Genomic DNA, 12,157 nt, shown 5'->3' with positions numbered 1-12,157 from the left:
CGGATGATAGGGAACATCCGACCGTCGCGGACCTATTTAGCAGATTCGTAACAAAATTACCACCCCCGGACACAATGTCTGGGGGTGGTGCCGTTCCTGTGGCGCAACATGGGACGCTGGAGCGCCGGGCTTAGCTGCCTTCGCCCGGTTCGGGGGAGAAGAACTTCTCCAGCTTGTTCTCCACGCCGCTCATTTCGTCGGCGTCGGCGGGGGCTTCGCCCTTCACCGTGATGTTCGGCCATTCGGCGGAAAATTTGGTGTTAAGCTCCAGCCATTTTTCAAGGCCGTTCTCGGTATCGGGCAGGATCGCTTCGGCCGGGCATTCCGGTTCGCACACGCCGCAGTCGATGCACTCGTTCGGGTTGATGACCAGCATATTCTCGCCCTCGTAGAAACAGTCGACGGGGCAGACCTCGACGCAATCCATATATTTGCAGCGGATGCAATTGTCGGTCACGACATAGGTCATTGTCTGGGCACTCGTAGGATTGGAAAAAGCGCGGCCCTGCTATGCCCCACACGCGCGAAGGTCAATGAGGATATTGTTGTCAGGGCTTTAGGGACGGTTTCGTGCGAACGACTCGCAATTTTGCGATGCACTGCGCCAAGTAAATCGGGCGATCATGTCAGCCGTTCGTTAAGGCGCATCATCAGGTCCATCCGTTCATGCAAAATGGCGATGACAAGAGCAGGGGCATCGACCCGGACAAGGCAGAAGATATGATGCCGACCGGACTTTGCCGTGCGTAAGCCGGGATGCAGGTCCGCTAAATCCCGATAGCGCTCGTGACCGGCTGCCAATGCCGTCATGCTACCAAGTAGCGTGTTAGCATAGGCGCGTGCCTGATCCTCGCCCCAGCGATCATATGTATAAGCGATAATGTCCTGTAGCTCTGTCTCTGCCGTTGCCGTCAGGACATAGGCAGGGATCAAGCGTGGCGTGCCCTGCGTAAGGCATTCTCGACAATGTCTGCAGCGCTTACCGTCGCGATATGGCCGTCCAAGCCCTCCGCTATCCGCGCGCCGAGCAGAGCCTTCAATTCATCCAAAGCGTCAACCCCATCAACCTGATCGGAGAAAAGCTTTTCCAGCGCATATTCCTTCATCGTCTTGCCGTGCAAGGCGGCCGACGCTTTGAGACTTTCATGCTGCTGTTCAGTCATGTCGATCGTCAGGCGGCTCATAGCAGTATCTCGCTTGCGGAAATGCGCCTTATCATAAATTTCAGGCTTGGGCAGCAGGCATTATGGCGGTTCATCCGCCGACCGTCAGTTCCTCGTAGCAGGCCTGGGCTTCCGGCGCGGGGCCGCGCCGTGACGGCAGGGCGACGACGCGGACGACGCGCACCTTGTCGAAATGGGGGAAGGTGATCAGGTCGCCCGTCCGCACCGGCGAATGGGCACGGTCGATTCGGCGACCGTTCAGGCGGATATGGCCATCCTCCGCCAATTTCTGCGCGTTCGACCGGCTGGAGCACAGCCGGACGAACCACAGATATTTGTCGATGCGCAGCGTCGGCCCATGGCCGATGCCGGACACCGGGTCAGCCATTGCGGCCGAGCAGGTCCGCCAGACCGGCAAAGGCGTTATTGGCAGGCGCCGGCGTGCTGCCGGGCGAGGCGGGGCGGGCCGAGCCGGCGCGGGGCGGGCGACCATCCTTGTCGGAACGACGATTGCCGCCGCCAGGCCTGCCACCATCCTTGCCGCCGTCCTTGCCGTCTCGGGGCTGCTGGTTGCGAGCCTGTTGACCCTGATGCGGGCGGCCATTTTGCGGACGATCGCCACGCGGCTTCTGCCGGCCCCTGAACGCCCAGTTGGCGCCAGCGGCGGGCGCCGGCTGCGCTTCGGATGCGCCTTCCACCGCTTCCACGGCGTCCACGCCCTCAGCCGTCGCTTCGGCGGCCTCTGCCGGAGCCTCTTCGACCGCTGCCGGTGCCGGCGGCGTGACCGGACGGAATCCGGCAAGGCGCATCAGTTGCAGGAAGGAGGGTTCGGAGAGGCCCAGCGACACGATCTGCGGGCTGGTGTGCGTGAAGGCTTCGTTCTTGGCGATAGCCTCATGCGCCGAGCGGGCCATGCGTTCGGCCATGTCGATGCGCAGCATCTGGTCGCCGAAGCCACGGAAGCCGGCGATGCGCGCACCCATCTGTTCGAACTTCTCGCCCGCCGGTATCAGCGTCAGGCCGGGGCCGGGCAGCGGCAGGCACGGCTTGGCGATGCGGGCCGCCAACAGCGCCGAGCGCCAGCGCGCCGCGCCGGGCTTCAGCAGGCCGGGATGATAAATGTCGAGCACGCCGATATCGATGCCCGCCTTGCGCAGCAGATGGCGCTGATCCTTGTCGAGATGGCCGAGCGCCGAATCGAGATCGGTGCGCGCGATCACGCCGCCGGCATCGCCAAGCTGCGCAAAGACGGCGCGCACGACCGCCGGGACTTCCGGATCGGATGCGCTCTCGCTCATCTTGACGAGGGGGAGGAGATGCTTCTGCTTCTGCGCCTCGACCCAGGCGGCGAGGCGGGTCGCGACCTGCTTCTGCACATCCTGACCCAGGCTAAGTAGCGCGCGATCCAGCCGAATTTCCGGAGCCAGCAGGCTTGATCCCGCCAGCAGCGACGCCACCGGCGTTTCGCCCCAGGCGATGCCCGGTGCCTGTCCTGCTTCGTCCATGAGCGCGAAATCCGTATCCGCTGCGCCCACCAATTCTTCAGCCTTCACTCGTAATACCTTTCCAAGGCGCCGTTCCGCGGCCGCCAGCAACATCTTTCGATCCTGATGTCGCGTAGCGGGATCGACCGAGAATCGGAAGCCGTCAAGTTTTCCGATCGTCTCGCCATCGACACAGACGCTCCCATCCGGCTCCACCGTGACCGGCAGGTTGCTCGCATTCTGCCCGATATCGCGCAGCAGGACGGAGGTGCGCCGATCGACGAAACGCTGCGTCAGCGCGGCGTGGAGCGCATCGGACAGCTTTTCCTCCAGCGCGCGGGTGCGCTCCGCCATTTCGACCGGATGGGCGAGCCAGTCGGGGCGATGCGCGATATAGGACCAGGTGCGCGCGGCTGCGATTCGGCCCGACAACGTGTCGATATCGCCCTGCACCGAATCGAGCCGGGCCAGATTCTGGGCGAACCAGTCGCGCGGAATGTGGCCCATGCCTTCGGACAGAAACTGCCAGATGCGGCTGACGGTGCGGCCATGATGGTCCGCGCCCAGCTTCTGGAAGTCGGGCAGGCCGCAGGCACTCCACAGCCGTTCGACCTGCCGCTTGCCCTTGACCCGCTCGATCACGAGCGGATCGTCGGCCATGCGGCGCAGCACGGCGAGGTCCACGGCTTCGGGCGCGGCGCGCAGTTCGGGGCGCTGCGGCTTCTGCTCCAGATCGGCCAGAAGATGCTCCAGCCGGTCGGTATTCGGCGTGCCGTTGCGCCAGAAAAGCTGTTCGATCGGCGGGAAGCGATGTGCTTCGATCGCTTCGATCTCTTCGGGCGTGAAGGCGGCGTCGCCATCCTCGCCGCCCAGACTGCCGAACGTGCCGTCCTTGTGATGACGGCCCGCGCGCCCGGCGATCTGCGCCATTTCGCTGACGGTCAGGCGGCGGCTGCGACGGCCATCATATTTGCGCAGGGAGGCGAAGGCGACATGGGCGACGTCCAGGTTCAACCCCATGCCGATCGCATCGGTCGCGACCAGATAGTCGACTTCCCCATTTAAAAACATCTGCACCTGCGAATTGCGGGTGCGGGGGCTGAGCGCGCCCATCACCACCGCCGCGCCGCCCCGGAAACGGCGCAGCATTTCGGCCACGGCATAGACCTCTTCGGCGGAGAAGGCGACGATGGCGGATCGCTTGGGCAGGCGCGACAGCTTCTTCGCGCCGGCATAGGACAGAGTGGAAAAGCGCGGCCGGCCGATGATTTCGATATCGGGCACCAGGGCTTTCACGACCCGGCTGATGCTGGCGGACCCCAGGATCATCGTCTCTTCCCGGCCGCGCGCGCGCAGCAGCCGGTCGGTGAAGATATGGCCGCGTTCCGGGTCCGACCCCAGTTGCGCCTCGTCCAGCGCGACGAAGGCGAAATCCTCCTTGATCCCGGTTTCCCTGCCACCGCTGAGCGGCATGGATTCGGCGGTGCAGAGGAAATAGCGCGCGGCCGGCGGCACGATCTTTTCCTCGCCGGTGATGAGAGCGACCAATTGCGGCCCCTTGATCGCGACCACCCGGTCATAGACTTCGCGCGCCAGCAGGCGCAGCGGAAAGCCCATCATGCCGCTCGAATGGCCGCACATGCGCTCCACGGCGAGGTGGGTCTTGCCGGTGTTGGTCGGACCGAGGACAGCGGTGATGGGGGAACGGGCGAACTGGGCCATGATGATCGCTATGTCGGGCAGGACCGGGCGGGTAGCAAGGGGTTTTGCGGTTCCATCCGCAATCGCCGATCCTGTCCGGCCGTCTGCACGGTTCGTCGCACCGTCATCGGTCATGCGAACGTCTTTATTTGACTTTAACCCTATGCGTTCACAACAGTCCCGCCCACGCATGGCGCGGGGGACGTTGCCGGCGCAGCAATGATAAAAATGCCTTTGGGGTCGCGGGTTTGTTTCAGGAAAGCCAGTTGGGATCGCAACAGGGCGGCGCGTCGATGTCGCTGTGGATGGCCGATTCCCTCGCGCGCGCCGGTGTCGCGCCGCAATCCCGCGACTGGCGCACGCGCCTGCGCGACTGGGCGGATGAGGTCGATCTGGTTCCCGACCTTGCCGAACGGGTCGGCAGCCTCACCTGGTTCCGGGGCCTCGCCACCTGTTTCGGCCTCTGCGCCACGGCGCTTTATCTCTCGCCTTCCTTTCAGCCGATTCCGGGTCTGCCCGGCGCTCGTCTGAGCGACGCGCATTATGACGAGGTGCGCAGCCAGATGATGACCCCGCTCGCGCTCGGCGCGGACAGCGGGCGGCACATGGGCGCGACCGACGCGGTGCAGCCGTTGCGCGAGACGCCGGAGCGGCCGCAGATCGAACTCAGTGCCCAGATCGGCAGCAGCGATACGCTGGCCCGCGCCTTGTCGCGCGCCGGGGTCAGCGGCGGTGACGTCGCCACCGTGACCGCGATGGTCGGCGGCGACATGAGCGAGGGCGTGAAGCCCGGCACGCGGCTCGACATCCTATTGGGCCGTCGCACCAGTCGCGACCGGCCGCGTCCGCTCGACAAGCTGGCCTTCCGCGCCCGGCTCGACCTCAATCTGGAACTGACGCGCGCAGGCGGTGTGTTGTCGGTCAGGCGCATCCCCATCCGCGTCGACAATACGCCGCTGCGCATTCAGGGCGTGGTCGGAGACAGCATCTATCGCTCGGCCCGCGCGGCCGGTGCGCCGCCCAAGGCGGTCCAGGCCTTCCTGCGCGTCATCGCGGGGCAGGTCGATCTGGGCGGCATCGGCGCGGGCGACCGCTACGACATCGTCACCGAATATCGCCGCGCCGAAACCGGCGATGTGGAGGTGGGCGACCTCCTCTATGCCGGCCTCCGGCGATCGCGCGGCAAGTCCGTCGACATGCTGAAATGGACGAAGGAAGGCCGCACCGAATGGTTCGAGGCGTCGGGCGTGGGCGAACGGCGCGGCGTCTTGTCGGCCCCGGTCGCCGGGCGCATGTCGTCGGGCTATGGCCAGCGGCGTCACCCGATATTGGGCTATACCCGCATGCACGCCGGCATCGATTTCGCGGCGCGCTACGGTTCCCCCATCTATGCCGTGACCGACGGCGTGGTCGCCTTTGCCGGGCGGCATGGCGGCCATGGCAATTATGTCCGCATCCAGCATGGCGGCGGCCTGGCCACCGGCTATGCCCATATGAGCCGCATCGCAGCGGCACCGGGTCAGCGGGTGCGGCGCGGTCAGGTGATCGGCTATGTCGGATCGACCGGCCTGTCGACCGGGCCGCATCTCCATTATGAGCTGTATCGCAATGGCGCGACGGTCAATCCGCTGTCGGTGAAGTTCACCACGACGGCGCAGCTGGCCGGCGCGGAACTGTCCGCCTTCCGCGCGCGACTGGCGCAATATCAGGGGCTGCGTGTCGGCCTGCACGACAGTTTTGCACAAAAGACTCCGGCCGCTCCCGTGGCTTCGGGCAAATAAGTCCCTTTCCGCCACGGGGTGGCTCCGCTAACGCGCGGCGATGACCTCTCCTCTCCCCGCCGCAGTCACCGCCATCCTGCTCGCGGGCGCGCGTCCCATTCCCGATCCTTTGGCGCAGGCCGCCGGCGTGGCGGTCAAGCCGCTCGTCCCGGTGGGTGGCGAGCCGATGATCAATCGCCCGGCGCGCGCGCTGCTGGATCATCCCGCGATCGGGCAGGTGGTGATCCTGACCCAGCGCGCCGACCTGTTCGCCGCCGATCCCGCCACCGCCTGGCTGGCCGACCATCCGCGCGTGCGCTTCGAAAAGGGCGGGCAGGGCATCGCCTCTTCGCTGCTGGCGCTGCTGGAGGGGGGCGATGTTCCGTTCCCGATTTTGATGACCACGGCCGACCATGTGCTGCTCGATCGCGCCATGCTGGACCAGTTCGTGGCGGAAGCGAGCGGCGCGGACGTCGCGGTCGCCATGGTGGAGCGGGCGACTCTGCTGGCGCGCTATCCGCAGTCGCGCCGCACCTGGCTCAAATTCCGTGACGGCTGGTGGTCGGGCGCGAACATCTTCTGGTTCGGCAGCGACAAGGCCGGCGCGATCGTCAGCCTGTGGCAGGAGGTGGAGCAGGACCGCAAGAAGGGCTGGAAAATCCTGGCCGCCTTCGGCCCGTTTGCGCTGCTCGGCGCATTGCTACGCATCCTGACGCTGCGGAGCGGGATGGCGCGGATCGGCCGCAAGTTCGGCCTTGTCGCGCGGCTGGTCGCGATGGACAGCCCGGAAGCCTGTATCGACGCCGACAAGCCCGAAGATGTGATGCTGATCGAGGCGATCCTGCAGCGCTGACCGGTCGCCTTATTTCCGGAAACTCTCCGCTGCCGCGCAGGCCAGCGCGTCGGCGCGTTCATTTTCCGGGTGGCCGGCATGGCCCTTCACCCATTGCCACGTCACCTTGTGCGGGGCGGCGGCCTTCAGCAGCAATTGCCAGATTTCGACATTCTTGACCGGCTTGTTGTCGGCGGTCCGCCAGCCCTTCTTCTGCCAGCCGAACACCCATTTGGTGATGCCGTCCATCACATATTTGCTGTCGGTGTAAAGCGTCACCTGGCACGGTTTTTTCAGCATATTGAGCGCCTCGACCGCCGCCATCATTTCCATGCGGTTGTTGGTCGTCTGCGCTTCGCCGCCGGAGATGTCCTTCTCCTTGTCGCCAAAGCGCAGCACGGCGCCCCAGCCGCCGGGGCCGGGATTGCCCTTGCACGCACCGTCGGTGAAAATCTCCACTTTGGGAAGGTCGGTCATGCGCCCAGCAACTCCGCGGGGTCGGCCTTGGCATAGAAATCCAGCCGGCGCAGATAGGCCAGCGGGTCTTTCCGCGTCACCAGCGCGTCGGCGGGCGTATTGATCCAGTCATAGGCGCGGGTCAGAAGGAATCGCAAAGCCGCGCCCCGGCACAGGATGGGGAAGGCGGCGCGTTCGGCGTCCCTCAGGCCATGGGCCTGCATATAGCCTTCGCCCATCGCCGCTGCCCGTTCCCCATGCCAGATCGCGCCATCATTGCTGAAGCACCAGGCGCTGTGCGTGACGGCCAGATCATAGGCCCGAATGTCGGTGCAGCTGAAATAGAAGTCGATGAGGCCCGTCACCTCGTCGCCCAGCATCAGCACATTGTCGGGGAAAAGATCGGCGTGGATGACGCTGCGGGGCAGGTCGGCCGGCCAATGGGCGTCGAGAAAGGCCAGTTCCGCCGCGACACGGGCGCCAAGGCCGGGTTCGATCTGGTCGAAATCCTCGCCGCATTTGGCCGCCAGCGCGTGCCAGCCGGCCTTGTCGAGCGCATTGCGCCGTTCGCCGGCAAAGCCCTGCGCTGCCTTGTGCAATTCCCCCAGCGCCACGCCGGCCGCGCGTGCCTGCCCGGCGGTCGGCTCGGTGACGCTGATGCCGGTCAGGAACTCGATCAGGCAAGCGGGGCGACCCGACAATTGCTGGAGCCGCTTGCCCTCCCGATCGGCGATGAAGCGCGGGACGAGGCATCCGCGCGCGCCCAGATGGTCGAGCAGGTCCATGAAGAAGGGCAGGTCCGCCTCATCCACCCGCTTTTCATAGAGCGTCAGGATATAGCGATGGCCGCGCCCGTCGGCGCCGGTGGTTTCCAGCAGATAATTGCTGTTCTCCACCCCTTCGGCAATGCCCTTGGCCGATACCAGATGGCCGGCGTCATAACGGGTGAGGAAGGCGTCGATCTCTTCGGCAGGGACGTGGGTATAGACGGCCATTATTTATCCTGAAGCTCGTTATTGCGAGCGTAGCGAAGCAATCCATCGTCGCGCCATTGGATTGCTTCGCTATGCTTGCAATGACGGATGAAAATCGGGTCAGGCCGTTTCGAGGCCGCGCGGCAGCTTGAAGGCGATCGTCTCGCGCGCGGTTTCCACCTGCTCCTCCTCGACCGCAAAGCGTTCGGCCAGCCGGTCCACCACTTCGCGCACCAATATTTCAGGGGCGGAGGCGCCGGCCGTCAGGCCCAGCGTCGTGACGCCCTCCAGCCAGTCGAAGTCGATTTCGGCCGCGCGCTGGATCAGGCGGGCAGGGGTGCCCTCCCGTTCGGCGACTTCCACCAGCCGTAGCGAATTGGAGCTGTTGGGCGCGCCGATCACATAAAGGGCGTCGCACTTCGCCGCGATTGCCTTCACCGCCGTCTGGCGGTTCGACGTCGCGTAGCAGATATCCTCGCCCTTGGGCGCGGATATCGTGGGGAAGCGACGCTCCAGCGTGGCTACGATCGCGGCGGTATCGTCCACCGACAAAGTGGTCTGTGTCAGGAATGCGAGATTGTCGGCATCGGCCGGCGCAAAAGCCTCGGCATCCTCGACCGTTTCGATCAGCGTCATCGTGCCTTCGGGCACCTGGCCGAAGGTGCCGATCACTTCGGGATGGCCCTTATGCCCGATAAACAGGATGTGGCGGCCGACCGCGACCTGCCGTTCGGCCTGGCGATGGACCTTGCTGACCAGCGGGCAGGTGGCGTCCAGATAGGACAGGCCGCGCTGTTCCGCCTTGGCCGGCACCGCCTTGGGCACGCCATGCGCGGAAAAGACGACCGGCACGCCATCGGGCACCTGATCCAGGCTTTCCACGAAGATCGCGCCCTTGGCCTTCAACCCATCCACCACGAATTTGTTGTGGACGATTTCGTGGCGGACATAGACCGGGGCGCCATAGGCCTCGATCGCCTTTTCCACGATGATGATCGCGCGGTCGACTCCGGCGCAAAAGCCGCGCGGAGCGGCGATCAGGAGCTTCATCGGCGGGCGGGCAGTGGGCGCGTGCGTCATGCCCTGTCGCTTAGGCGAATGTGGCGCCGGATGAAAGCCGCTTCCTTTTGGTTGGAGGGGATGGGCAGTTGCGTGGCAGGCGGCGGATGGATAAGGAAGCGCAAAGCGTCTGGTCTTGTGGGCCAATCGAAGGAATATCTGCCTGTGAAATTGTCTCATATCGCCCTGACCGGAATGTTGGCCCTGGCTCTGGCGGGCTGCTCGCGGCGTGGTGAGATTGATGCGACCGGCGGTATCGTCGCGGTACGTTCGGCCTGCCCGACGGCGGCGATCCCCGCGCAGACCGGCGACATCACGCTCTTCACCGCGCCCGGCCGGACCGATGCGGCGGCGATCGACGTGGTGGCCGACATCACCAACCTGCGTTCCACCTGCGCGGACGGCGCGCAATTCTATACCGAGGCGACCTTCACCGTGAACGCGCGGCGCAGCGACGCCAGCGCCGCGCGGCAGGTGACCTTGCCCTATTTTTCGGCCGTGGTGCGTGGCGGTAATGCCGTGATCGCCAAGCGCGTGGGGCAGGTGACGCTGAACTTCGCCGCCGGCGACTATCGCGCCAGCGCGCAGGCGAAGGCCGGCAGCTATGTCGACAAGGCCGCCGCCACGCTGCCCGCCGAGATCCAGCAGAAGATCACGGCGAAGCGCAAGGCCGGCGACGCTGACGCGGCGATCGACCCCTTCGCCCAGCCGGACGTCAAGGCGGCGCTCCAGAAAACCAGCTTCGAGCTGCTCGTGGGTTTCAACCTGACCCAGGATCAGCTCCGATATAATGCTACGCGATAAGAGCTGATCTTTCGGTCCGCTTTCGGGAATATTCCGGAAGGCGGCGCTGATGTCAGATGTCGAACGGCGTAAACTGTTCCCCGGCGCAGGCCGGGGGCCAGTCCCGCCCTGTAGAACTGGACCCCGGCCTGCGCCGGGGAACAAGGGGTTCATGTAGGCAAACAGAACCCCGTGCTTTTCGAGGAACTGTCCCGTGTCCCTTTACACCCGTTTCACCGCCCATCTCGATACCGTGCTCGACGCGCTGGAGGCCGAAGGCACGTTGCCTGCCGGCCTCAACCGCAAGCCGGTGACGGTCGAGCCGCCGCGCGATGCGTCGCATGGCGACCTTGCCACCAACGCCGCCATGGTGCTGGCCAAGCCCGCCGGCACGAACCCGCGCGCGCTGGCCGATGCGATCGTCGCCAAGTTGCAGGCGCTGGATGAGGTCGACGGCGCGACCATCGCCGGTCCCGGCTTCATCAACCTGACCCTGAACGACCCGACCTGGCGCGCGGAACTGGCCGCGATCCATGCGGATGCCGATGATTATGGCCGGTCCGATTTCGTGCAGGGCGTGACCGTCAATGTCGAATATGTCTCGGCCAACCCGACCGGCCCCATGCATATGGGCCATTGCCGTGGCGCGGTGGTGGGCGATGCGCTCGCCACGCTGCTGGAATATGCCGGACATAAGGTCATACGCGAATATTATATCAACGATGCGGGCGGTCAGGTCGACGTCCTCGCCCGCTCCGCGCATGTCCGCTATCGCGAAGCGCTGGGCGAGGATGTGGGCGCGATCCCCGAAGGCCTCTATCCCGGCGACTATCTGGTGCCGGTGGGGCAGGCGCTGGCGGCCGAATATGGCGACCGCTTCGTCGGTGCGCCCGAAGCCGACTGGCTCGTCACCTTCCGCACCTTTGCCGTCGCAAAGATGATGGACATGATCCGCGACGATCTGGCCCTGCTCGGCATCCATCACGATCTCTTCTCGTCGGAAGCGGAATTGCAGGCGGCCGGCAAGCCCGAGGCGGCCGAAGCCTGGCTGCGCGCCCACGACCTGGTCTATGACGGCGTGCTGGAAGCGCCCAAGGGCGAACTGCCCGACGATTGGGAGCCGGTGGAGCTGCCGCTGTTCCGCTCGACCCAATTTGGCGACGATCAGGATCGTCCGATCAAGAAGTCGAACGGCAGCTGGACCTATTTCGGCGCCGACATGGCCTATCATTACCAGAAGGCGCAGAGCGCCGACCAGTTGATCGACATCTGGGGCGCCGACCATGCCGGCACCGTGAAGCGGATTCAGGCCGCCGTCGCCGCGCTGACCGAAGGCAAGGCGCGGTTCGACGTCAAGCTCATTCAGATGGTCCGCCTGCTGCGCGACGGCGAGCCGGTGAAGATGTCCAAGCGTGCGGGCAATTTCGTGACGCTGGCCGATGTGGTGCAGGAAGTGGGCAAGGATGTCGTCCGCTTCACCATGTTGACGCGCAAGGCCGACGCCCAGATGGACTTCGATTTCGCCAAGGTGGTGGAGGCGTCGAAGGACAATCCGGTCTTCTACGTCCAATATGCCCATGCGCGCATTTCCTCGCTCGGCCGCCGCGCGCAGGAGGCCGGCATTGCCCTGCCCGCGCCCGATCTGTCCCTTCTTGGGACGGCGGAGCTGGCGATGGTCAAGCTTGCGGCGCAGTTCCCGCGTGTCGTGGAAGGGGCCGCACAAGCCCGCGAACCGCACCGTGTTGCCTTCTATCTCAACGACTTGGCCTCCGCCTTCCATAGCTGGTGGAATATGGGCAATGACGATCCGCGTGCGCGCGTCATCCTGGCCGACGATCCGGCGCTCACTGCGACGCGCCTTTTCCTCGCGCAAGGAATAGGGCAGATTATCCGCAACGGTCTGGCGCTGATGGGCGTTGCGGCCCTGACGGAAATGCAGTGAGGC

Annotated in this window: 12 protein-coding genes; 4 read left to right on the top strand and 8 right to left on the bottom strand. The window is 65.3% G+C overall.

Annotation, left to right across the window (positions count from 1 at the left end; genetic code table 11):
• Positions 1-130 precede the first annotated feature (130 nt).
• The 5 genes from fdxA to F4U95_RS11235 all read right to left on the bottom strand — a co-directional run bounded on the left by fdxA (position 131) and on the right by F4U95_RS11235 (position 4,369).
• Positions 131-469 (bottom strand): ferredoxin FdxA, encoded by a 339-nt coding sequence (gene fdxA, locus F4U95_RS11255; protein WP_120250657.1) that lies wholly within the window; start codon positions 467-469, stop codon positions 131-133.
• A gap of 152 nt (positions 470-621) precedes the next feature.
• Positions 622-933, bottom strand: coding sequence for a type II toxin-antitoxin system RelE/ParE family toxin (locus F4U95_RS11250; protein ID WP_197716403.1), 312 nt, complete (start codon positions 931-933; stop codon positions 622-624).
• Positions 930-1,184, bottom strand: coding sequence for an antitoxin (locus tag F4U95_RS11245; protein ID WP_120250656.1), 255 nt, complete (start codon positions 1,182-1,184; stop codon positions 930-932). The genes F4U95_RS11250 and F4U95_RS11245 overlap by 4 nt, the downstream gene beginning before the upstream one ends.
• Positions 1,185-1,254: 70 nt before the next feature.
• Entirely contained in the window at positions 1,255-1,551 is a 297-nt protein-coding gene (locus F4U95_RS11240; RefSeq protein ID WP_150425739.1) for an RNA-binding S4 domain-containing protein, read from the bottom strand.
• Positions 1,544-4,369, bottom strand: coding sequence for a helicase-related protein (locus tag F4U95_RS11235; protein WP_211363980.1), 2,826 nt, complete (start codon positions 4,367-4,369; stop codon positions 1,544-1,546). The genes F4U95_RS11240 and F4U95_RS11235 overlap by 8 nt, the downstream gene beginning before the upstream one ends.
• A gap of 227 nt (positions 4,370-4,596) precedes the next feature.
• Between F4U95_RS11235 and F4U95_RS11230 the strand changes: the two genes are divergently transcribed.
• Both F4U95_RS11230 and F4U95_RS11225 read left to right on the top strand, forming a co-directional pair.
• Positions 4,597-6,129: a peptidoglycan DD-metalloendopeptidase family protein gene (locus F4U95_RS11230; RefSeq protein WP_484588291.1), complete on the top strand. Its 1,533-nt coding sequence runs from the start codon at positions 4,597-4,599 to the stop codon at positions 6,127-6,129.
• A 40-nt stretch (positions 6,130-6,169) separates the two neighbouring features.
• Positions 6,170-6,961, top strand: coding sequence for a nucleotidyltransferase family protein (locus F4U95_RS11225; protein ID WP_150425738.1), 792 nt, complete (start codon positions 6,170-6,172; stop codon positions 6,959-6,961).
• A 9-nt stretch (positions 6,962-6,970) separates the two neighbouring features.
• Here the strand turns inward: F4U95_RS11225 and rnhA are convergent, their stop codons facing one another.
• The 3 genes from rnhA to ispH form a co-directional block, all read right to left on the bottom strand.
• Positions 6,971-7,417 carry a ribonuclease HI gene (gene rnhA / locus F4U95_RS11220; protein ID WP_120250653.1) on the bottom strand — a complete coding sequence of 149 codons (447 nt, stop codon included), beginning with the start codon at positions 7,415-7,417 and terminating at the stop codon, positions 6,971-6,973.
• Complete coding sequence (gene thrB, locus F4U95_RS11215; RefSeq protein ID WP_150425737.1) at positions 7,414-8,391, bottom strand: homoserine kinase; 978 nt, start codon at positions 8,389-8,391, stop codon at positions 7,414-7,416. Before thrB ends, rnhA begins: the two co-directional genes overlap by 4 nt.
• A gap of 99 nt (positions 8,392-8,490) precedes the next feature.
• The gene (ispH, locus tag F4U95_RS11210) at positions 8,491-9,450 is read right to left on the bottom strand and encodes a 4-hydroxy-3-methylbut-2-enyl diphosphate reductase (RefSeq protein WP_150425736.1); all 960 of its coding nucleotides are present in this window, start codon (positions 9,448-9,450) and stop codon (positions 8,491-8,493) included.
• A gap of 174 nt (positions 9,451-9,624) precedes the next feature.
• Here ispH and F4U95_RS11205 point away from each other — a divergent pair, with 174 nt between their 5' ends.
• Both F4U95_RS11205 and argS read left to right on the top strand, forming a co-directional pair.
• Positions 9,625-10,233: a hypothetical protein gene (locus F4U95_RS11205; protein ID WP_120252137.1), complete on the top strand. Its 609-nt coding sequence runs from the start codon at positions 9,625-9,627 to the stop codon at positions 10,231-10,233.
• A gap of 193 nt (positions 10,234-10,426) precedes the next feature.
• On the top strand, positions 10,427-12,154 hold the full coding sequence (gene argS, locus F4U95_RS11200) for an arginine--tRNA ligase (protein WP_150425735.1): 1,728 nt from the start codon (positions 10,427-10,429) through the stop codon (positions 12,152-12,154).
• The last annotated feature ends 3 nt before the right edge of the window (positions 12,155-12,157 follow it).

The sequence above is a fragment of the Sphingobium limneticum genome (genome assembly GCF_008710165.1).
Taxonomy (GTDB): domain Bacteria; phylum Pseudomonadota; class Alphaproteobacteria; order Sphingomonadales; family Sphingomonadaceae; genus Sphingobium; species Sphingobium limneticum.
Note: the sequence above shows the minus strand (reverse complement) of the source record. Positions and strands in the feature narration are given on the sequence as shown.